The organism is Proteus sp. MB838 (assembly GCF_054767435.1).
Window position 1 is genome coordinate 1 of the sequence record NZ_BAABMO010000040.1, and the last position, 22,451, is coordinate 22,451.

Consider the following 22,451-nt stretch of genomic DNA (forward strand, 5'->3'; position numbering starts at 1 on the left):
TTATCATACAATATAAAATATGTATGATAATAAAAGGTATTTTATCTTATCTAATAAAATTTATTGATTAATAAATAAAACCACTCTTTTTTTTATGCGTTAAATGATGATCTTAAAATCGTGTTTTATATTAGTTTTATTTACTTTTTTTAGTATCTAATGTTGAGAGCCAAGCTACTTTTGCGGTGATATTTATTGTGATGACACACCTATGTCATAAATCCCCCTTAAAATTGACATCACAATAACCCATTTTTTTAATGGTAGGATGTTCTACATTCTCCCCATTCGCCGTTAATAATGATTTCACATAGTAGGTCTAAACATATGAATAAATCGGTTGAAGCAGTAATTTTAGATTGGGCTGGTACAGTAGTCGATTTTGGCTCTTTCGCCCCCACACAAATTTTTGTCGATGCCTTTGCTCAAGCCTTTAACTTTAAAATAAGTTTATCAGAAGCACGAGGGCCGATGGGGATGGGGAAAATCGATCATATTCGTGCTTTACTTAACGAGCCTAATATTCGCACTCGCTGGACAGCCCAATTTGGTCACCCACCAAGTGAAGAAGAGGCACAGCATATTTATCGCACTTTTATGCCGTTACAAATTGCACAAGTGGTACATTTTGCTAAACCGATTGAAGGAGCACTTGAGGCTATCTCGACCATAAGAGCACAAGGAATTAAAATCGGCTCTTGCTCAGGTTATCCTAAAGCCGTCATGGATGTATTAGTACCGAAAGCCGCTGAATATGGTTATCAGCCTGATTGCGTGGTTGCTAGTGATGAAATTGCCGCCGGCTCTCGCCCAGGCCCTTGGATGGCGTTAAAGAATGTGATTGAACTGGGTGTAATGAGTGTAGCACACTGTGTTAAAGTCGATGATGCAGTAACAGGTATTGCCGAAGGGTTAAATGCCGGTATGTGGACTGTCGGGTTATCTGTTTCAGGCAATGAGTTTAGTGCCACCTTTGAACAATATCAAACAATGGAACAGGCAGAAATAGAAAACCGTAAGCGCATTGCTGAAAATAAACTACGTACCGCTGGTGCTCATTATATTATTGATACCCTTGCCAATTTACCTGCGGTGATAGAAGATATTAATCAGAGGATCGCTAATAATCAAAAGCCGTAACTATTCTATTATCCAATACCAACGCCCAATAAAGCAGTAATGGGCGTAATTGGTCAATAGAGAATATAAAGATATATCTAGGTATTCTTTAATATGAAAATAATACTCCGCACTTTTATATTTCTATATTTTATTTTTTTATTAATATTGATTAATATTCTTTCCATATCTGACTATGAATGGATGATTGGTGAAGGTGATATTGATAATCTTTGTCAACTGCCACTCAACGGTAGATATGTTATTGAGCCTATATTGATATTAATACCTTGTATTTTATTACTTTTTTTAGAAAAAAATAAAAAGCTAAGATGGGGTTATGTTACAATCACTGTTATGTATATCATATGGTCATTTTATTTACGTTTTAATTTTTGCTAAAAACTGAAAAGTAGGGAAACTTTAGTCATGGTTAAAATAAACTCTCTAAAAATGTATTTAATTGCAATATTCCTTTTTTCTTTAGCTTTGTTTTGTTTCTATGACTCCATAATCTACTACAAAAACTATTTTATGATGAAAGATAGAATTCTATTCTCATTTCAAACAGGGTTGTTTTTTTTTGCGGCCCCTTTGATTATCTATTTTTCTTATCTAATTTTTATTTGTGGATACACAAAAAAAACACAAAGAATGAATAATAAAGTAGCGGGTATATGCGCAGGAATAGCAATAGTTGGTATCGTTTTTAGCTTTTTCTTTTCAATTTATGTCGCTCTCGATTTAACCTCTAAAGGCTATTTTAGTTGTTATAAATCATCTGCTTTTGCACCAAATGAATATGTTATTGCAAAAGAGATGTGTAAAAAATAGACATCTCTTTTTTATTCTCTCTTCGTAACCTGTACATTATAATTAAAAAATAACTTCACATCCCTAATGCAAGATTAATCAAATAGTTGACGAATATTTTGTTCACCTAAACCAGGCCCAACACTCATTCCTAAACCCGTTCGCATCAATACTGCAGTGACTTTTTCACTCGGCGTTAAAATTGAAATCGGCTCCTTTCCTTTTGCCCCATAAACCCCTTGCCAACGCTCTTTTACTTGAACCGAACAACCTAATGTGTGCTCAGCTAACTCTATCAGGAGGTTATCAACCTCTTCGCTGTTAAAGGGCTGTGCATCTAAGCTATATTCATGAGAATCACCAATAATAAGATCGCCATAAGGAGTTGGGGTAATTAATAAATGAATACCATACTGCTCAATCAACGGCGATTGCATTTTAATTTCTTTCGCTAAAGCCTGTGCCTCAGGTAAATCAGCAAATGCACCATAGTGAGTACAACTTAATCCCGTCATTAGCGCATGCGCCAATCCAATATTTTGCTCTGCTGTCACTCGCAACATCTGCAGGCGGCAAACTATAGGATCAAGCTTTTTTATTTCGTCAGCCAATAATGTTTGATAATCGTGCCCTGAGCAGACAATGATCTTTTCTGCACTAAATGTTCCATTACTGGTGATCGATGTCCCCGTATCTACATCAATATCTCGTACTAATGTGGAAAAATAACTCGTTACATTAGCTAAGCTGCCTAGGTAAGCCGCTAACTGTGGGATCGCTTCTCGCGAAAATAGCACCTGATCTTCTTTGCCATGCAACGCCGCTTTATGGTGTTGTAATTGACCACCATAAACCGTAGCTAATTGTGTTTTAGAAAGTAATTCACAATCATAACCATAGGTTTTAGCTCGACCATCGACAAAGGCTTCAAGAACAGCGTGCTCAGATTGTGTACGTGCTAACAGATAAGTCCCTTTTTGACGCGTTAAAAATTTAGCCTGTTTGGCCATAGTTGCCCAAATTTCACGACTATTTTTTGCTAAATCTAGCATTTTTCCCGGCGCTTGACCCAAAATTAATCCGTGACCAAAATTACGTACAGAAGCGCCCACAGGCGTGTAACTGCGCTCAAAAATAGCAACACGTAAACCTCGCTGAGCCGCTGCATACGCATGAGATAAACCAATAATGCCCGCACCAATAACCGCAATATCAAATTTCATATGACACCCTAAACAAGATAGAGTGCATCGCACCCTATCTATTAATTAATAAAGTAAAAAATAATTATTTTGCACTCTTACCGTCATAGCGCTTACGCCATTCAGTTAAAATGGTGTCGCGCTTTTCAGCAGCCCAAATAAAATCATTTTTAATTAAACGTTGAGCATAATCGCGAGGTAATTCTGTTTGGCTTACGGGTACACTGGTATTGGCTAATACAGCAAAATTAGCACTATAAAGCTTCATCGCTTCCTTTGAGGCGGAAAAATCAGCTAATTTTTGCGCGGCATCTCGCTTATTAGTTCCTTTGATTATTACCGTTGCTTCAATATCCCAACCCAATCCTTCTTGCGGTAATATGATGTCTAGTGGCGCCCCTTGTCGTTTCAATTGGATCGCCGGATATTCAAAGGATATGCCTATCGGGTATTCCCCCGATGCAGCCATTTTGCAGGGTTTGGAGCCAGAATGAACATATTGACCAATATTCTGATGCAACTTGTCCATATATACCCAACCCTCTTGTTCACCAAATATTTGTAACCAAGCACTTACATCTAAAAACCCAGTGCCTGATGATGCCGGATTTGGCATAACGATTTTGCCTTTGTATTCAGGCTTAGTGAGATCTTGCCAAGAAGTGGGTTTAGATAACCCCAATTTTTGTGCTTCTATCGTGTTGTAGCAAATCGTTGCCGCCCAGACATCCATACCAACCCAAGTTGGCGGGTTGTTGCTATCACGAAATTTCACATCAATATCATCTAACTGCGCCGGAGCATAAGGCTCAAGCATATTTTGCGCTTTTAATATTGCTAAACTTGATGCAGCTAATCCCCACACAACATCGGCTTGAGGACGATCTTTTTCTGCTAATAATTTAGCGGTGATAATCCCCGTTGAATCTCTTACCCATTTTATTTTTATATCAGGATATTTAGCCTCAAATGCTTGTTTATAAGCTTGTAATTGTTCACTTTCTATTGCGGTGTATACCGTAATTTCAGTCGCTGCAAAGACCGTTCCCGCAGAAAATAATAAGCTGGTGGCAAGTATCAGTTTTTTTAACATCATGCGATTTTCCTAGTATTGCTATGTGAGAGAATTAAACCTTTAAATTTATTGCTTAGCTTCACGCTGATGCCACGCTTGTGTACGGCGAATAACACCTTGCGAAGCAATAGATAACAATATCGAAACCCCTGCCGAGGTGGTTAAAATCAATGTCGACATAGCTGCCGCGCCACCAATATTGCCCGCATCATCCATATTCAATACCGCAACCGCGGCTAAAATAGTGTCTGGGCTATAAAGGAAGATCGCCGCGGAAACCGTTGTCATAGCAGAAACAAATAGATAACGATAAATATCTAATAATGCCGGCAAACAAAGAGGAATAGTGATACGCCAAAAGTGACGATATAAAGGCGCTTTTAAGGATAATGAAGCTGCCTCGAATTCTTTATCTAACTGGCGCAGTGCCGTGCTCGCAGTCATATAGGCAGTAGTGAAAAAGTGTGCAATGGAGCACAGCACTAATAACACCATACTGCCGTATAAAAAGTTCAGTGGATTATTCGGTAAGTTAAAGAAAAATACATACCCTAATCCCAACACTAACCCCGGAACGGCCATCGGTACAAAACTTAGCATACGTAGCAGATTGTTAAGCCAAGAGTGAGAAGCCGTTTTCTCTATTAAGTAAGCGCCCATAAAGATCAGAAAGCAGCCGATAGTGGCAGTGCAAAATGCCAAAATAATACTGTTGGTATAGGCGAGCCATCCCCCAGGCAATCCTTCAAAATTATAATGACGTAACGAAAACGATAAGTTATAAGGCCAGAACTGAATAAAAGAGGAGTAAACGGCCGTACCGAATACCAATAAAAATAGCGCGCAAATAAGCATCACAAATATTAGATAAAGCGTGTCACGCTGAAAATTAGCTTTTGGCAAATAGAATTGGGCACGCGAGCTCATTGCATCACGTTGACGTTTACGTAACCAAACGTCAACAATGCAGGTAGCAATAACAACATACCGATTAAAGCACCGCGGCCAAATTGTTGCTGACCAAGCACGGCTTTATATGCCTCTAACGCCAGTACTTGATAATCTCCGCCGACGACAACCGGAATACCAAAGTCAGTAATAGTTAACGTAAATACCAAGCACAATGCTGCGAAAATCCCATGTCGGCTCGATGACCAAGTGACACTACGAAAAGTGCGCCAAGAAGACGCCCCTAAGCTAGATGCAGCATCAAATAAACGAGCATCAGACATGGATAATGCGGAGAGTAAAATCATTAGCGCATGAGGAAAAGTGTAGATCACCTCACCAAGCACTAATCCCCAATAACCATAAATACTCTCTGTGAGTAAGCTACGCAATAGCCCTTGGTTACCAAATAGATAAACCAATGCAATACCCGGTAGCATAGAAGGAGCGAGTAAGGGTAATAGTGATATTCCACGCCACAAGGATTTAAAAGGGATCAAGGTGCGATGTAGAGCATAAGCAAACAGGTAAGCCAGTGGCACTGTAATAACAGCAACGCTTAACGAAACACTAATACTGTTACCCACCAACCACAGAAAATTAGCACTGGTGAACAAATCAATAGCGGCCTGAAAACCACCACCTTGTGATATATCAGGCGTAAAACCTCGCCAGAAAATAGCCAATAAAGGCAATAAAACCCCAAGAGTAAGTAAGCAAATAATAAATAACTTACCACCAGCAACAAACAAACTATCTAAACGATTAATAGATTTGGTAGGTACTATCACTGACATTATCTCGCTACCTTACGCAAATATGTGTAGTTCATTAGCCGGTAAAGTCACTTTAACTTTACCGTTTTGAATACTATGTAGCTCAGCAGCAGAGATCTCGGCTTGTAATAAATGTCCCGGTAAATGGTCTAATTCAAACTTCATAATGCAACGACTTCCCAAAAACACCACATTTTGTATATTGGCATCGTATTGATTATGTTTGTTTTGTATTGGGTTAATTTTGATTGATTCAGGTCGACAAAAGAGACGCCCTTGATTATGAGGTACTGCAGTATGTTTTAATTGGACTTCTCGTGAGCCAATCATCGCCTCACCGTGCTGATTTCTATTGAAAGGTAACCAGTTACCTTTTCCTACAAACTCTGCAACAAATGGTGTTTGTGGATGGTTGTAAATCTCTTCACTACTGCCGTACTGCTCAACCTTGCCGTTATTCATAACAGCTATCCTATCGGCCATCAGCATGGCTTCATCTTGATTATGAGTGACCATTAGCGTAGTGATATTTAAGCTTTGCTGTAAATTACGTAGCTCCACACACAAATGTTCACGCACTTGTGCATCTAATGCCGACATTGGCTCATCCAGTAATAGTAAAGAAGGGGCAGGAGCCAAAGCACGAGCCAATGCCACGCGCTGTTGTTGACCGCCAGATAATTCTCCTGGATATTTTTTCTTTCGATCTTGTAAACCAACTAACTCCAGCATTTCATTAACGCGATCTTTAATCACATTACGAGGCTGACCGGCTAAACCATACGCAATATTCTGCTGTACCGTCAGGTTAGGAAATAATGCATAGGACTGAAATAAGATCCCATAGTCACGGGCTTGAGGGGGAAGGTGTGAGATGTTGTTATCGTAATTAAAGATACTACCGTGATCTTGTGTTTCTAATCCGGCAATACAACGTAATAATGTGGTTTTTCCACATCCAGAAGGCCCTAATAGGCAGACTAACTCGCCTTGTTTAATCTCTAAAGAAACACCATCTAAAGCAATAAATTGATTAAATCTCTTTTGAATATTCTCTACACGAATATGTGGCATTGAGCCATTTTGTGAGTTTATATTGAACTGTAACATATCGCTTACCACGCCAATTTATGATGATTGACTAGAGATTAAGCGACAATGATTAAAGTTTTATGAAAATTTAAAACTGATTTATATTTTTTTAAATGGCTAGTCACTAAACTATTATTACAAAGATAAAATATAGATTTTAAATTTATATTGTAGAAAGATTATTAATAACATCTCTATTATTTTTAGGCGTTACATTAAAAAGACACCTTATTGATTTTATTTTAATTTTCATCGAAATATTTATAGTAATAATATATTTATCTGATAAAAAAATAAAAACTTACGTGATTTTTAATCTATTCACTTTTTACACTGGTATTTATCTTTGTAATGTTTTTTAATAACAAAGAACTTAAAAATAATAGTGAGTTAAAAATGCCCCGCACCTAAAATTAAGATACGGGGCAAAATTGGCAATAAACTATTAAATAATATTACTCAACAGTCACTGATTTAGCCAAGTTACGAGGCTGATCGACATCAGTCCCTTTAATTAACGCCACATGATAAGAAAGTAACTGTAATGGTACAGTATAGAAAATTGGCGCAATTAACTCTTCAACATGAGGCAGAGAAATCAGTTTCATTGTTTCACTTTCTTCAAAGCCAGCATCTTGATCGGCAAACACATACAGTAAACCACCACGAGCGCGCACCTCTTCAATATTAGATTTTAATTTCTCTAATAATTCATTATTTGGCGCTACGATGATAACGGGCATATCAGCATCAATTAAAGCAAGAGGTCCATGTTTTAATTCACCAGCCGCATAAGCTTCTGCATGAATATAAGAGATCTCTTTTAACTTTAATGCGCCTTCTACCGCTATTGGATATTGATCACCACGGCCCAAGAAGAGTGCATGACTTTTTTCTGAGAAGTCTTCTGCTAAAGCTTCAATCACTTTATCTTTCGACAACATACTTTCAATACGGCTAGGTAGTGCATGAAGCGCCATTGCAACTTGTTGTTCAAGGGCTTCAACACCTTTAATGCGTCCCATATAGGCCACTAGCATTAATAAAACGGCCAGTTGCGTTGTAAAGGCTTTGGTTGAGGCAACTCCAATTTCAGCCCCTGCTTTAGTCATTAACACAAATTCAGATTCGCGAACTAAAGAAGAGCCAGCCACATTACAAATTGCCAGCGATGATAAATAACCTAACTCTTTTGATAAGCGTAATGCTGCTAGAGTATCTGCCGTTTCACCTGATTGAGATAAGGTTATCAGTAAACTATTGCGACGAGTCGCTGGTTTGCGATAGCGATATTCTGATGCAATTTCCACATCACAGGGGATCCCCGCTAAAGATTCAAACCAATAACGCGATACCATACCTGCATTATAAGATGTACCACAGGCAACGATTTGAATATGTTCCACTTGAGATAAGATCTCTGGTGCTTTAGCTCCTAACTCACTAAGATCAATACTTTCTGCTTTTAAACGCCCTTCAAGGGTGTTTTTAATGGCTAAAGGCTGTTCGTAGATCTCTTTTTGCATATAGTGACGATAAATACCTTTGTCACCCGCATCATATTGCACATTCGATTCGATAATATCACGATTAACTTCTTCGCCATTAACATCATAAATATGCACATGACGACGAGTAATTTCGACAATATCGCCTTCTTCAAGGTAGATAAAGCGGCGAGTAACAGGCAATAAAGCCAGTTGGTCAGAAGCAAGGAAGTTTTCCCCAACACCAAGACCTACGACCAGTGGGCTTCCTGAGCGTGCTGCCACTAATAGCTCTGGTGTACGACTATCCATAATGACAGTACCGTAAGCACCACGTAATTGAGGGATCACACGCTGTACGACTTCACGTAATGTGCCACCTTGGCGCTGTTCCCAATTGACTAAGTGAGCAATAACTTCAGTATCAGTTTGAGAGGCAAACTGATAGCCCCGGTTAATTAACTCAGCTTTTAGCTCTTGGTAGTTTTCAATAATCCCATTATGTACCACGGCAATAGTGCCTGAGACATGAGGATGAGCATTATCTTGACAAGGTTCACCATGGGTTGCCCAACGGGTATGAGCAATACCTGTACCACCAATAACTTGTGTTTTTTCTGCTTCTTCTGCCAGCATCTGTACTTTGCCAACTTCACGCAGACGTGTCATATGACAATCATTATCGACAACAGCTAACCCCGCTGAATCATAACCGCGGTATTCTAAACGACGTAAACCTTCAATTAAGATTTCTGCGATATCGCGTTGTGCAACTGCACCTACTATTCCACACATTGTGTTATTCCTAAAACTGTGCGTTTTTCGCACTTGATGTCTTTATACCTGATTATTTTGTTCCCCAAGCCATGGTAGAAAACGGGGATATTTTTGTTTTTAGAATAATAGCGTACAAGAAAAGGGCGATAATGAAATATACGCCCTTATCTTAAAATTATTGTTTTTTCTTCACCGGACGTTTCCAGCCAGAGATATGTGTTTGCTTAACTCGGCTAATGACTAATTCGTTTTCGTTGACATCTTTTGTCAATGTTGTACCCGCACCAATTGTTGCGCCATTGGCCACGCAAACGGGGGCAACAAGTTGAGTATCAGAGCCGATAAACACATCATCACCAATGATAGTTTTAAATTTATTTGCACCGTCATAGTTACAAGTGATAGTGCCAGCGCCAATATTCACATTAGCACCCACTTCTGTATCACCTAAATAAGTAAGATGACCCGCTTTAGAGCCAACGCCTAAACTGGCTTTTTTCATCTCAACAAAGTTACCAACATGAGCTTTGTCTGCCAGCTGTGCGCCGGGGCGAAGACGAGCAAAAGGCCCAACAGTACACTCTTGCGCTAAATTTGCATCCTCGATCACCGTATAAGGGCTGATAATCGAACCATCACCGATCACACAGTTTTTCAGTACACAACCCGTACCAATTTCAACGTTATTACCTAAAGTGACTTCACCTTCAATAATAACGTTAGTATCAATCACCACGTCTTTTCCGTGAGTTAGCGTACCACGTAAATCAAAACGAGCCGGATCAAGTAACATTACCCCTTCAAGTAATAAGCGTTCGGCTTGTTCTGTTTGATAAATACGCTCTAATGCGGCAAGTTGTAAGCGGTTATTAACCCCTTCCATTTCGCTATGACGAGTAGGGTGAGCGGTTTCGATTTTACGACCTTCTTGGTGTGCAAGCGCAATAATATCAGTAATATAGTACTCTTTCTGAGCATTGTTATTATCAAGCTTCGCTAACCAGCGTTTTAAATCGCCCCCATTAGCAACCAATATACCAGTATTGATCTCTTTAATTTTTAATTGTTCTTCAGAGGCGTCTTTTTGCTCTACGATACCAACAACATCGCCATTTTCGCGAACAATACGGCCATACCCCATAGGGTTATCTAAAATAACGGTTAATAAACCAATGCCACCAGCAGGTTTTACCGCAATTAAACGCTCTAAGGTTTCTTTAGTGATAAGCGGTACATCACCATAAAGCATTAGGATATCTTCATCATCAGCAAAGAAAGGTGCGGCTTGTTGCATAGCATGACCGGTACCTAATTGCTCAGCTTGTAGCACCCAATTGACAGGTTGTGAACCTAATGTTTCTTTCATAAGTTCACCACCGTGCCCATAAACAAGGTGGGTTTGTTGAGCACCAAGGGATTTTGCGGTATCAATGACATGTTGCACCATGGATTTGCCCGCAAGTTTATGAAGAACCTTAGGTAACTGTGAATACATACGGGTACCTTTTCCCGCAGCAAGAATAACAACACTTTTAGCTGAATTAGACATAATTAACCTGATAACTCCCGTAAAGAATGGCAAGTAAACCTGTTTATGCCAAATAATACTACATATTTCGTTACACAAAATATTTCTGAAAGCAAAAAAGCCAGTTAGCTATAACTAACTGGCTTTTTATTCATGGACTGCCTATTTACATTAGCGTCTAGTCAATTCGATTACACGTAGTTTTGCAATCGCTTTGGCTAATTCTGCTGATGCTTGAGCATAATCAACATCACCATGAGAGGATTGAATGTGTTCTTCAGCTTTACGCTTAGATTCCAACGCTTTCGCTTCATCCAAATCACGACCACGGATAGCTGTATCTGCCAGTACAATGACGCCTGTAGGCTGAACTTCGAGAATACCACCTGAAAGGTAGATAAACTCTTCTTCACCCGATGTTTTTACGACACGTACCATGCCCGGTTTTATGGCAGTTAATAACGGGGTATGCTGCGGATAAATACCGAGCTCACCTTCGCTACCAGTTACCTGAATATGTTTGACTTCGCCGTCATATAAATGCTTTTCAGCGCTGACAACTTTCAGGTGGAACGATGTATCGGCCATATCAACCTCCCGTCAGCCGTATTAAAGCTTCTTAGCTTTTTCTACTGCTTCTTCGATAGTACCAACCATGTAGAACGCCTGCTCTGGCAGGTGGTCATAATCACCGTTCAGAATACCTTTAAAGCCACGGATAGTGTCTTTTAGGGAAACGAACTTACCTGGTGAACCGGTAAATACTTCAGCAACGAAGAATGGCTGAGATAGGAAGCGCTGGATCTTACGCGCACGCGCAACAACCAGTTTATCTTCTTCTGACAGTTCATCCATACCTAAGATAGCGATGATGTCTTTCAGTTCCTGATAACGTTGCAGGATAGACTGAACACCACGAGCAACATCATAGTGCTCTTGGCCAACTACCAGTGGGTCTAACTGACGACTGGTTGAATCCAGTGGGTCAACCGCAGGGTAGATACCTAACGAAGCAATTTGACGGCTCAGTACCACTGTCGCATCTAAGTGAGCAAAGGTGGTTGCTGGGGATGGGTCAGTTAAGTCATCCGCAGGTACGTATACCGCCTGAACAGAGGTGATAGAACCTGTTTTGGTTGAAGTGATACGCTCTTGCAGAACACCCATCTCTTCAGCCAATGTTGGTTGGTAACCTACCGCTGATGGCATACGACCTAACAGTGCTGATACTTCTGTACCGGCTAAGGTGTAACGATAGATGTTATCGACGAATAACAGTACGTCACGGCCTTCATCACGGAATTTCTCAGCCATAGTCAGACCAGTCAGTGCAACACGCAGACGGTTTCCTGGTGGCTCATTCATCTGACCGTAAACTAACGATACTTTGTCAAGAACGTTAGAATCTGTCATTTCATGATAGAAGTCGTTACCCTCACGAGTACGCTCACCAACACCAGCAAATACAGAGTAACCTGAGTGCTCGATCGCGATATTACGGATCAATTCCATCATGTTAACTGTTTTACCAACACCCGCACCACCGAACAGACCGACTTTACCACCTTTAGCAAATGGACAGATTAAGTCCATAACTTTGATACCGGTTTCAAGCAGTTCTTGAGAGTTTGATAACTCTTCGTAAGTTGGTGCTTCACGGTGGATTGACCAACGCTCTTCGGTTTCAATCTCACCTTTCATATCAATAGGTGTACCCAGAACGTTCATGATACGTCCTAAAGTCGCTTTACCTACTGGTACTTCAATTGGGTGGCCTAAATCTTCAACCTTTAAGCCACGGCTTAAACCGTCTGATGTACCCATTGCGATACAACGAACGATACCACCGCCTAACTGTTGCTGAACTTCCAGCACCAGTTTTTCTTTACCATTCATAACCTCAAGAGCGTCGTATACTTTAGGGACGCTATCCTGAGGGAACTCGGCGTCCACTACGGCGCCGATTACCTGGACAATCTTTCCAGTAGCCATCTTGAATCCTCTACGTAATTCGTAAACCTAGCTGTTATACCGCGGCTGCACCAGATACAATTTCTGTCAGTTCCTGAGTAATGCTTGCTTGGCGTGCTTTGTTGTACACCAATTGCAGTTCTTTAATCAGATTACCACCGTTATCTGTAGCGGCTTTCATCGCGACCATTCGTGCTGCCTGCTCACTCGCTAAGTTCTCTACAACGCTCTGATAAACCTGCGATTCAATATAACGACGCAGTAAAGTATCCAGTAACGTCTTAGGATCAGGTTCGTACAGATAATCCCAAGATTTTTCTTTCAGTTCTTCATCATCACCTGGTGGTAATGGTAAAACTTGCAGAATTTTAGGCTCTTGGGCCATGGTATTGATGAACTTATTTGCCACCACATACAGTTTATCTAAACGACCTTCGTCATAAGCCTGCAACATGATATTGACTGGGCCGATAAGGTCAGATAGTTGCGGATCATCACCCATACCTGTTACTTGACCGACAACATTCCCACCTACAGAGGCAAAGAATGAAACGGCTTTAGAACCAACAAGGGCTAAATCTACTTCTACACCTTTATCAGACCACTCTTTCATGTCTGCCAGCAGTTTTTTGAACAAGTTAATGTTCAAACCACCACACAAACCACGGTCGGTCGAAACAACCAGGTACCCGACACGTTTAACTTCACGCTCTTCGAGGTATGGATGTTTATATTCCAGATTCCCTAACGCAAGGTGACCAATCACACTGCGCATGGTTTCTGCATAAGGACGGCTGGCTGCCATGCGTTCCTGCGTTTTACGCATTTTCGACGCGGCGACCATCTCCATCGCTTTAGTGATCTTCTGTGTGTTTTGCACACTGGCGATCTTCGAACGTATCTCTTTTGCGCCGGCCATTTCTGCTTCTCCTCATGAACCAGACGGCCTAATGATCATTATTAGGCCGAATAGTTATTACCAGGACTGAGTCGCTTTGAAGTTGTCTAGCACGCCTTTCAGCTTCGCTTCGATTTCTTCGTTATAAGTACCGGTCTGGTTGATTTCTTTCAGTAAATCAGCATGTTCACGAGAAGCATAAGCTAATAAAGCCGCTTCAAATGGCACAACTTTTGAAATTTCAACATCTTCCAGATAACCACGTTCTGCAGCAAACAGAGATAAAGACTGTTGTGCGACAGACATTGGTTCGTACTGTTTCTGTTTCAGCAATTCAGTCACTTTCTGACCGTGGTTCAATTGTTTACGGGTAGCATCATCCAGATCTGAAGCGAACTGAGAGAATGCTGCCAGCTCACGATACTGCGCAAGTGCAGTACGGATACCACCAGAAAGTTTCTTCATAATCTTAGTCTGAGCTGCACCACCTACACGAGATACGGAGATCCCTGGGTTAACAGCTGGACGGATACCTGCGTTAAACAGGTTAGATTCTAAGAAGATCTGACCATCGGTAATAGAGATTACGTTCGTAGGAACGAATGCAGAAACGTCCCCTGCTTGCGTTTCGATAATAGGTAACGCAGTCAGTGAGCCGGTTTTACCTTTAACTTCACCGTTAGTAAAGTTTTCTACATACTCAGCGCTAACGCGCGCTGCGCGCTCCAATAAACGGGAGTGCAGATAGAAAACGTCACCAGGGTAAGCTTCACGTCCAGGTGGACGACGAAGTAACAGTGAAATTTGACGGTATGCGACAGCCTGTTTAGACAGGTCATCATAAATAATCAGAGCATCTTCACCACGGTCACGGAAGTATTCACCCATTGCACAACCCGCATAAGGAGCAAGGTATTGCAACGCTGCTGATTCTGATGCAGAAGCAACAACAACAATGGTGTTTTCTAACGCGCCATGCTCTTCTAATTTACGAACAACGTTCGAAATAGTCGATGCTTTCTGACCGATAGCGACATAAATACATTTAATGCCAGAGTCACGCTGATTAATAATCGCATCGACAGCCAGAGCAGTTTTACCTGTTTGGCGGTCACCGATGATCAATTCACGCTGACCACGACCAATTGGGATCATGGCGTCAACGGATTTATAACCCGTCTGTGCAGGTTGGTCGACTGATTGACGGTCGATAACACCTGGAGCAATCATCTCAACAGGTGAGAAGCCATCATGCTCTACAGCACCTTTACCATCAATAGGTTCACCCAGTGTGTTAACTACACGACCAAGTAGACCACGGCCAACTGGAACTTCCAGAATACGACCTGTACATTTAACTTTCATGCCTTCTGCTAAGTCAGCATAAGGACCCATCACAACCGCACCAACAGAGTCGCGCTCTAAGTTTAATGCGATAGCGAAACGGTTACCCGGCAGTGCGATCATTTCACCCTGCATAACTTCGGCTAAACCGTGGATACGAATGATACCGTCACTAACGGAAACAATCGTACCTTCATTGTGAGCTTCACTCACTACATTGAACTGAGCAATGCGCTGCTTGATCAGTTCGCTGATTTCAGTGGAATTCAGTTGCATATGCTCCAGTCCCCTTAAGACTGCAAGACGTCAGTTAATCGCTCTAAACGGCCACGAACACTACCGTCGATGACAAGGTCACCGGCGCGTATAATCATGCCTGCGATAACGGACTTATCAATTTTGCAATTCAGCTTCACTTTGCGTGATAGACGTTTTTCCATCGCTGCAGAAATGTTAGCTAGCTGCTGTTTAGTTAGCTCAATGGCAGAAGTGACTTCAACATCAACCGTTGACTCGAGTACTGCGCGCAATTGAATAAATTGGCTCAATACTTCCGGCAATGTTGATAAACGGTCATTCTCAGCCATAACACGAATTAAGTTCTGAGCATGTTCATCAATTTGATCGCCACAAAGGTCGATAAAGATGTCAGCCAGTTTTTCTGATGCTAAAGAACCAGAAAGTAATTCGGTTACCTGCTCATTGCGTGCAACTTCAGCGGTGAATGCCAGCATAACCTGCCATTTATCGACAGCCTGGTTTTCCACAGCAAAGTCAAAAGCTGCTTTGGCGTAGGGGCGAGCTACCGTTGCTATTTCAGACATGCCCCTCCCTCCTTACAGTTCAGCGACCAGTTTATCAACGATGTCGCTATTAGCAGCTTCATCCACGGAACGTTCAATAATTTTCTCGGCACCAGCGATAGCCAGCATAGCGACTTGTTTACGAAGTTCTTCACGAGCACGTTTACGCTCTGCTTCCAATTCGGATTGAGCTTGTGCAACGATCTTACTACGTTCTTGCTCTGCTTCAGCTTTAGCTTCTTCAATCATTTGAGTGCGTTGTTTATTCGCAGACTCAATGATTGCTTGTGCTTCAGCTTTTGCTTTCGCTAACTGTTCGCCTGCATCGGCTTTCGCTAAATCTAAGTCCTTTTTCGCACGTTCTGCAGAAGATAAACCGTCAGCAATTTCTTTTTGACGTTTTTCAATGGCCGCCATAATTGGTGGCCATACATATTTCATGCAGAACAAAACAAACAGGACAAATGCGATGGCCTGGCCGAGGATTGTTGCATTTAAATTCACAGCACAATACCTCTTTCTTGGTTATTAACTAACTTGATGTTTTTACTGCTCATCACCATCATTAGGCGACAGCAAACATCACGTAAAGGCCCAGACCCACAGCAATCATTGGGATGGCGTCAACCAGACCCATAACGATAAAGAACTGTGTACGCAGAAGAGGGATCAGATCAGGCTGACGAGCAGCACCTTCTAAAAATTTGCCTCCGAGGATTCCGATACCGATTGCAGCACCGATTGCAGCTAAACCCATCATAATAGCGGCAGCCATGTACAGCAGATCCATACTCAGGTTTTCCATGACAGTCTCCAGTTTGTTTCAGTTATTTCTTTAAAGAGTTAATAATTAATGTTCTTCAGATGCCATCGACAGATAAACAATCGTTAGAACCATGAAAATAAAGGCTTGTAACGTAATAATCAGTATGTGGAATATCGCCCAAGGTAGGCTTAATAACCACTGTGACCACCACGGTAACAGACCAGCAATAAGAATAAAGATCAGTTCACCCGCATACATGTTACCAAACAGTCGAAGACCGAGTGAAACAGGTTTTGATAGCAGGCTTACCCCTTCCAGAATTAAGTTGATTGGAATAAATACAGGGTGATTAAAAGGCTGTAACGTCAGCTCTTTAGTAAACCCTTTTACGCCCTTCATCTTAATGCTGTAGAAGAGAATCAGGATAAATACACCAATTGCCATCGAAAGAGTGATACTCACGTCAGCAGTCGGAACGATGCGTAACGCTGGTAACCCTAAGATGTGTTCACCGATATATGGGATAAAATCAATTGGTAATAAATCCAGGGCATTCATTAACAGCACCCAAACGAACACAGTCAATGCCAAAGGTGCAATGACTTTGCTCTTCCCGTGATACATATCACGAACGCTGCTATCAACGAAACCAATGACCATTTCTACTGCAGTCTGGAATTTTCCCGGTACGCCACTGGTTGCTTTTACTGCTACTTTTCTAAATATCCATAGGAACAAAAGCCCCATGAGTACAGAGAAGAAAAGTGAGTCAATATTTAACACCCAGAATGATGGCGTATTTTCAGCATGGGGATTGACCAACTCGAAAGTACGTAGGTCCAACTGAAGGTTATTCAGATGTCCACCTATGTAGTCTCTAGTGGTTAATGCTTCTCCTGATGCAGACATGATGCCAATTACCCTTTTGTTGTTAAAAACGCTAACCGTTTATGACGGCTGGTGCAACGACCTGCATAACAAGCACCGCTAAGTAGGTCATGACCAGTGGTGCAAATGCCGCTTTAAACACTCCTAAAGCAACTATCAGCAAGGCTATTGATAATATAACCTTCAACCCTTCACTGAAAGCAAAAAGCCAGTTTATGCGAACTGAAGCTTCATTTTCATCTACTTTTTGTAAGCGTAGTAATAATAAAAATGCAATATTGGGTAACCAACATGCAATTCCACCTAAAAAAGCAGAAAAGCTCCAGTCTGTACTCTTAAAGTAGAAACCCGCACTGAGAATAACAAAAGTCATAAACTGCAAAAATAACAGTTTCAGTGCAACTTTCCCGCTGTAGAGGGAGACAGACATGACGTTTGTATTCTCCAGACTCGCTATCGTAAAAGGTATTACTGAATAATGTATCAAACTGTCTTTGCTATAAAGTGTCAAGTGACAAAAACGAGCAAATTATACGGGGCGTGGCAATGAATTCAATCAATAAGTAGCGAAAAAGTGAAGAATAATTTAAATTTTTTATGAAGGTTCCATTTATGGAAAATGATTAGCAACAAAAAGCGCAAAAATAATCAGCATAAACAGAAAAAATAATGTGATCTAGAACACATAAATTAGTATATAAATAAATTTTATTTCATAAAAATTATAATAGAGTTAACAAATAACTGCCTTTTTATGAACAAAAACAGCCAAAAAGAAAAATAATTAATGATTTTTCAATTAAATAAATTAAATATTTTTGAGAATGCATAAATTTATTAATTTATTTTAGAAAGAAAAATAAAAAAATGAGGGGAATACAGGCAATTAAATAAAAAGATAATTATTTGTTACTTAATTGTAAAATATGGGTAAATATGGAATGACGCTATTTTATCCCTTAAAGTAAATAGCGATAACATTGTAAATGTTATCGCTAAAGCACAAAAAATGAAAAAAGAAGCCGATGAATAGCCGTCTACAGTTTAAAAAATAACCAGATGACGCTGTTCATTCAATTCGGGGATCGCTAAATTAATCACCTTTTCAGGCATCTTTAAACCATTTTCAGAAAGCTCATCAAGTTCTTCTTGATGAATCTGCCCTTTTAATGCATAAAAACGCCCGTGTTCTTCAGTGACTAAATGTGAACACCAAGAAAGCATATCTTTCATCGAGGCAAAAGCACGACTAATCACACCATCAAATGGTTTTTCTACTTGATACTCTTCAACTCGATATTGCACAGGTTCGATATTATGCAGAGCTAATTCATGCTGAACTTGTTTCATAAAACGAACGCGTTTACCTAAGCTATCAAGTAACACAAAGTGGTGATCGGGACGCATTATTGCTAAAGGAATACCGGGCAATCCTGGCCCTGTACCGACATCTATAAAGTTGTTTCCTTCAAGGTATTGACTCACAACTATGCTGTCTAAGATATGACGAATAAGCATCTGTTGAGAATCTCTGACAGAGGTCAAATTATATGCTTTATTCCATTTATCGAGCATAGCAACATAAGCGGTTAATTTTTGAGCTTGAACATCAGTTAACTCAATATTGGCTTGCTTTGCCAGCTTTTTTAACCGATTAAGTAAGTCACTCATGATGCACTCCGGCGTAATAAACCTTGTTTTTTTAACCAAACAAGTAAAATTGAGATAGCTGCAGGTGTCACACCGGAGATCCGCGATGCCTGACCTATTGAAGTTGGCTTGTGATCGTTTAGTTTGGCAATAACTTCATTTGATAATCCACTCACCTGTTTGTAGTCGATATCAATAGGCAATGCAGCACTTTCATTACGCAGTTGTTTTTCAATCTCTTCTTGTTGACGATTGATATAACCTTCGTATTTTACTTGGATCTCAACTTGCTCTGCCGCTTGTGGTCTCGAATCATCAATACCAGGAGCAAAACGAGGGATCTTTTTCAAAATCTCATAGGTCATTTCAGGACGACGTAATAAATCTTCCCCATTCGCCTCTTTAGACAGTGGCGTTTTAAGTAATTGATTGATTTCTTCTAGGTTATCCGCTTTTGGATGAACCCAAATATCTCTTAAACGTTGACGCTCTTTTTCAACTAATTCGACTTTTTCACTAAATTGCGCCCAACGGTTGTCATCAACCATACCAAGTTCACGACCAATTTCAGTTAAACGTAAATCAGCATTGTCTTCACGTAACATCAAGCGATATTCAGCACGTGAAGTAAACATTCGGTATGGCTCTTTCGTACCTAAGGTACAAAGATCATCAACTAATACACCAATGTAGGCTTGATCACGACGAGGGAACCAACCTTCTTGATCAAAAGCATAACGTGCCGCATTAAGACCTGCTAATAGACCTTGCGCTGCTGCTTCTTCATAACCGGTAGTGCCATTAATTTGGCCGGCAAAGAATAATCCGTTGATAAACTTACTTTCGAGTGTTTGTTTAAGATCACGGGGATCAAAAAAGTCATACTCTATCGCATAACCAGGTCGGATGATCTTGGCATTTTCCATACCTTTCATGGAATTTACTATTTGCATTTGAACATCAAAAGGTAAGCTTGTTGAAATACCATTAGGGTAAATTTCATTGCTTGTTAAGCCTTCAGGCTCTAAAAAGATTTGGTGTGAATTGCGATCAGCAAATCGCATCACTTTATCTTCAATTGATGGACAATAACGAGGGCCGATACCTTCAATAACCCCGGCATACATAGGACTGCGATCAAGGTTATTACGAATTATTTCATGTGTTTGCTCATTAGTATGAGTAATATGGCAAGGCATCTGTTCAGGATGTTGATCCACATTACCTAAAAATGAGAAAACAGGCATTGGATTATCGCCTAACTGTGGCGCTAATTGACTAAAATCGATAGTTCTTGCATCAATACGAGGTGGTGTACCTGTTTTTAAGCGACCTACACGTAAAGGTAATTCTCTTAATCGATGTGATAAAGAGACTGATGGTGGATCACCTGCTCGGCCACCACTGTAATTTTCTAAACCAATGTGGATTTTTCCATCAAGGAAAGTTCCTACGGTTAAAACTACCGCTTTAGCACGGAATTTTAATCCCATACGAGTGACTGCACCCGTTACTTGGTCATTTTCAACAATGAGATCTTCAACTGGTTGTTGGAAGATCATTAAATTAGGCTGATTTTCAAGTGTTGTGCGAATAGCTTGGCGATACAGTACGCGATCGGCTTGTGCTCTTGTGGCTCTTACTGCTGGCCCTTTACTTGCATTAAGGGTTCTAAATTGAATACCAGCATGGTCGATGGCTGTGGCCATTAATCCACCCATGGCATCGATCTCTTTTACCAGATGCCCTTTACCAATCCCACCAATAGCTGGGTTACAAGACATTTGGCCCAAAGTATCAATATTGTGGGTCAGTAATAGGGTTTGACGCCCCATACGAGCTGCAGCCATAGCGGCTTCTGTACCGGCGTGACCACCACCGATGACAATGACGTCAAAATGTTCTGGATAAAACATGTGTGAACCTTAAATGTTACGAAATGCTGAATGTGTTGCATTGGGAAAACGAATTCTACTCAACTTTTTGACAGATACAAGTGAGCATGATCCGCAGGTAATTATTTAAAGATCTTTTTATTTAAAGATCTCTTTATTAGATCTTTTATTAAGGAAGCGATCCTCTGTGGATAAGTGGATTTTCTATTTAAAGATCATAAAAGTGTAAAGGATCATATACTGTGAATGATCCGTGATCTAGATGCTGATAAGCTGGGATCAAAACAGCAAGTTATACACAGGTCATTTCTGGATATAGGCTTATACAATGGATAACTACGGGTTAACCCCTGCTTTTAAGCATAGTTATCCACATCTGACTGCTGTTTTTTTGTTCGATTTAAAGTAAATTTTTCCAAGTTGTAAGCCATTCCTCTGCTGGATCTTCCGGAATGTCGTGTTCTTGTATATCTATTTCTAGGCGATCACCTAATCGAACAGCCCCTTTTTCTATTAGTTTTTGATCTAATGTTCTGATCGCACCACAGAAAGTGTCATATTCACTACTTCCTATACCTACAGCACCGAAAGAAACTTTACTTAGATCAATGCCGTCTGCTGAGATTTCGTCAGCAAATGGCCGGAGGTTATCTGGGATCTCACCTGCACCGTGTGTGGAAGTGATCACCAACCAGATCCCTTCTTGCGGAAGATCATTAAGAGAAGGCCCATGGTGTAGATCTGTCTCAAATCCCTCTTTAGATAAGATCTCTTCGAGGTGTTCGGCGACATATTCAGCACTACCCATGGTGCTGCCACTAATTAGCGTGACTTTTTTCATTCATGATCTCCTTATGTTCAAGACGCGCTATTGTACGCTGTGAATCACTTGGGATCTACCTGTGGATAATGTGGTTATAAAAAAAAATAGGTTTTTTTCGTTATGGCTTGATTGTCCTTGTTATCGGGTTTTGCAAAGAGATCAAGGTTTCTGTCGATTGGATTTCATCAATAGTCTGAATTTTGTTGATAAGTACGTCTTGAAGCGCTTCGATGCTTTTACACATTACCTTAATAAAGATACTGTATTGACCTGTTGTATAATAAACCTCAACCACTTCATCTAACTTATCTAGCTTATCTAATGCGGTATGGTAGTCTTTGGCACTTTTTAAAATGATGCCAATAAAGCAGCAAACATCAAACCCTAGTTGTTTTTCACTTATATCTACGCGTGTCCCCGTAATAATTCCTGCTTGCTTCATTTTTTCAACACGAACATGAATTGTGCCCGGACTTACTGCAAATTTTTTAGCTAATTCAGCATAAGGTGTTCGAGCATTCGCCATTAAAGCGTGAAGTATGTCACGATCGAGATTATCGATCTGATAAATATTGTCCATAAAATCCCCCTGTTTT

At 40.5% G+C, this 22,451-nt stretch carries 23 protein-coding genes; 3 read left to right on the top strand and 20 right to left on the bottom strand.

Translation table 11 applies throughout. From position 1 onward, the window contains the following. Positions 1–327: 327 nt before the first annotated feature. The 3 genes from phnX to ACYUCW_RS14855 all read left to right on the top strand — a co-directional run bounded on the left by phnX (position 328) and on the right by ACYUCW_RS14855 (position 1,953). A complete protein-coding gene (gene phnX, locus ACYUCW_RS14845; RefSeq protein WP_049210446.1) occupies positions 328–1,140 on the top strand; it encodes a phosphonoacetaldehyde hydrolase in 813 nt (270 codons plus the stop codon). A gap of 93 nt (positions 1,141–1,233) precedes the next feature. Then, positions 1,234–1,521, top strand: a complete 288-nt coding sequence (locus ACYUCW_RS14850) for a DUF2645 family protein (RefSeq protein ID WP_017628742.1) — start codon at positions 1,234–1,236, stop codon at positions 1,519–1,521. Between the two features lie 27 nt (positions 1,522–1,548). Beyond that, complete coding sequence (locus ACYUCW_RS14855; protein WP_065424096.1) at positions 1,549–1,953, top strand: DUF1240 domain-containing protein; 405 nt, start codon at positions 1,549–1,551, stop codon at positions 1,951–1,953. Positions 1,954–2,027: 74 nt separating this feature from the next. On the opposite strand, the gene ACYUCW_RS14860 is transcribed toward ACYUCW_RS14855, so the two are convergent. The 20 genes from ACYUCW_RS14860 to asnC all read right to left on the bottom strand — a co-directional run bounded on the left by ACYUCW_RS14860 (position 2,028) and on the right by asnC (position 22,435). Next, positions 2,028–3,155: a TIGR03364 family FAD-dependent oxidoreductase gene (locus ACYUCW_RS14860; RefSeq protein ID WP_460408905.1), complete on the bottom strand. Its 1,128-nt coding sequence runs from the start codon at positions 3,153–3,155 to the stop codon at positions 2,028–2,030. Positions 3,156–3,219: 64 nt separating this feature from the next. Then, entirely contained in the window at positions 3,220–4,230 is a 1,011-nt protein-coding gene (locus ACYUCW_RS14865) for a putative 2-aminoethylphosphonate ABC transporter substrate-binding protein (RefSeq protein ID WP_460408907.1), read from the bottom strand. A 45-nt stretch (positions 4,231–4,275) separates the two neighbouring features. Continuing rightward, a complete protein-coding gene (locus ACYUCW_RS14870) occupies positions 4,276–5,136 on the bottom strand; it encodes an ABC transporter permease subunit (RefSeq protein WP_460408909.1) in 861 nt (286 codons plus the stop codon). Continuing rightward, complete coding sequence (locus ACYUCW_RS14875) at positions 5,133–5,954, bottom strand: ABC transporter permease subunit (RefSeq protein ID WP_460408911.1); 822 nt, start codon at positions 5,952–5,954, stop codon at positions 5,133–5,135. The genes ACYUCW_RS14870 and ACYUCW_RS14875 overlap by 4 nt, the downstream gene beginning before the upstream one ends. A gap of 12 nt (positions 5,955–5,966) precedes the next feature. Continuing rightward, complete coding sequence (locus ACYUCW_RS14880; protein ID WP_017827658.1) at positions 5,967–7,043, bottom strand: putative 2-aminoethylphosphonate ABC transporter ATP-binding protein; 1,077 nt, start codon at positions 7,041–7,043, stop codon at positions 5,967–5,969. A gap of 437 nt (positions 7,044–7,480) precedes the next feature. Further along, positions 7,481–9,307 (bottom strand): glutamine--fructose-6-phosphate transaminase (isomerizing), encoded by a 1,827-nt coding sequence (gene glmS, locus ACYUCW_RS14885; protein ID WP_049210449.1) that lies wholly within the window; start codon positions 9,305–9,307, stop codon positions 7,481–7,483. A 157-nt stretch (positions 9,308–9,464) separates the two neighbouring features. Then, positions 9,465–10,838, bottom strand: coding sequence for a bifunctional UDP-N-acetylglucosamine diphosphorylase/glucosamine-1-phosphate N-acetyltransferase GlmU (gene glmU, locus ACYUCW_RS14890; RefSeq protein ID WP_004246587.1), 1,374 nt, complete (start codon positions 10,836–10,838; stop codon positions 9,465–9,467). Between the two features lie 150 nt (positions 10,839–10,988). Further along, positions 10,989–11,405 carry a F0F1 ATP synthase subunit epsilon gene (locus tag ACYUCW_RS14895; protein WP_004246588.1) on the bottom strand — a complete coding sequence of 139 codons (417 nt, stop codon included), beginning with the start codon at positions 11,403–11,405 and terminating at the stop codon, positions 10,989–10,991. A gap of 21 nt (positions 11,406–11,426) precedes the next feature. Next, positions 11,427–12,809: a F0F1 ATP synthase subunit beta gene (atpD, locus tag ACYUCW_RS14900; protein WP_004246589.1), complete on the bottom strand. Its 1,383-nt coding sequence runs from the start codon at positions 12,807–12,809 to the stop codon at positions 11,427–11,429. A 34-nt stretch (positions 12,810–12,843) separates the two neighbouring features. Continuing rightward, on the bottom strand, positions 12,844–13,707 hold the full coding sequence (atpG, locus tag ACYUCW_RS14905; protein WP_004246591.1) for a F0F1 ATP synthase subunit gamma: 864 nt from the start codon (positions 13,705–13,707) through the stop codon (positions 12,844–12,846). Between the two features lie 57 nt (positions 13,708–13,764). Beyond that, positions 13,765–15,306, bottom strand: a complete 1,542-nt coding sequence (gene atpA, locus ACYUCW_RS14910; protein WP_460408915.1) for a F0F1 ATP synthase subunit alpha — start codon at positions 15,304–15,306, stop codon at positions 13,765–13,767. A 14-nt stretch (positions 15,307–15,320) separates the two neighbouring features. Then, positions 15,321–15,854 (bottom strand): F0F1 ATP synthase subunit delta, encoded by a 534-nt coding sequence (gene atpH / locus ACYUCW_RS14915; RefSeq protein WP_004246594.1) that lies wholly within the window; start codon positions 15,852–15,854, stop codon positions 15,321–15,323. Positions 15,855–15,866: 12 nt separating this feature from the next. Next, on the bottom strand, positions 15,867–16,337 hold the full coding sequence (gene atpF, locus ACYUCW_RS14920; RefSeq protein ID WP_004246595.1) for a F0F1 ATP synthase subunit B: 471 nt from the start codon (positions 16,335–16,337) through the stop codon (positions 15,867–15,869). Between the two features lie 61 nt (positions 16,338–16,398). Continuing rightward, the gene (gene atpE / locus ACYUCW_RS14925) at positions 16,399–16,638 is read right to left on the bottom strand and encodes a F0F1 ATP synthase subunit C (RefSeq protein ID WP_004246596.1); all 240 of its coding nucleotides are present in this window, start codon (positions 16,636–16,638) and stop codon (positions 16,399–16,401) included. A 45-nt stretch (positions 16,639–16,683) separates the two neighbouring features. Continuing rightward, the gene (gene atpB, locus ACYUCW_RS14930) at positions 16,684–17,508 is read right to left on the bottom strand and encodes a F0F1 ATP synthase subunit A (RefSeq protein WP_004246597.1); all 825 of its coding nucleotides are present in this window, start codon (positions 17,506–17,508) and stop codon (positions 16,684–16,686) included. Between the two features lie 31 nt (positions 17,509–17,539). Further along, positions 17,540–17,917, bottom strand: coding sequence for a F0F1 ATP synthase subunit I (atpI, locus tag ACYUCW_RS14935; RefSeq protein WP_004246598.1), 378 nt, complete (start codon positions 17,915–17,917; stop codon positions 17,540–17,542). A gap of 614 nt (positions 17,918–18,531) precedes the next feature. Beyond that, positions 18,532–19,158, bottom strand: coding sequence for a 16S rRNA (guanine(527)-N(7))-methyltransferase RsmG (gene rsmG, locus ACYUCW_RS14940; RefSeq protein WP_460408918.1), 627 nt, complete (start codon positions 19,156–19,158; stop codon positions 18,532–18,534). Then, positions 19,155–21,053 (bottom strand): tRNA uridine-5-carboxymethylaminomethyl(34) synthesis enzyme MnmG, encoded by a 1,899-nt coding sequence (gene mnmG, locus ACYUCW_RS14945; RefSeq protein WP_004246600.1) that lies wholly within the window; start codon positions 21,051–21,053, stop codon positions 19,155–19,157. The genes rsmG and mnmG overlap by 4 nt, the downstream gene beginning before the upstream one ends. 379 nt (positions 21,054–21,432) lie before the next feature. Next, a complete protein-coding gene (gene mioC, locus ACYUCW_RS14950; RefSeq protein WP_049210450.1) occupies positions 21,433–21,873 on the bottom strand; it encodes an FMN-binding protein MioC in 441 nt (146 codons plus the stop codon). Positions 21,874–21,973: 100 nt separating this feature from the next. Further along, a complete protein-coding gene (asnC, locus tag ACYUCW_RS14955) occupies positions 21,974–22,435 on the bottom strand; it encodes a transcriptional regulator AsnC (RefSeq protein ID WP_004246603.1) in 462 nt (153 codons plus the stop codon). Positions 22,436–22,451: the final 16 nt, after the last annotated feature.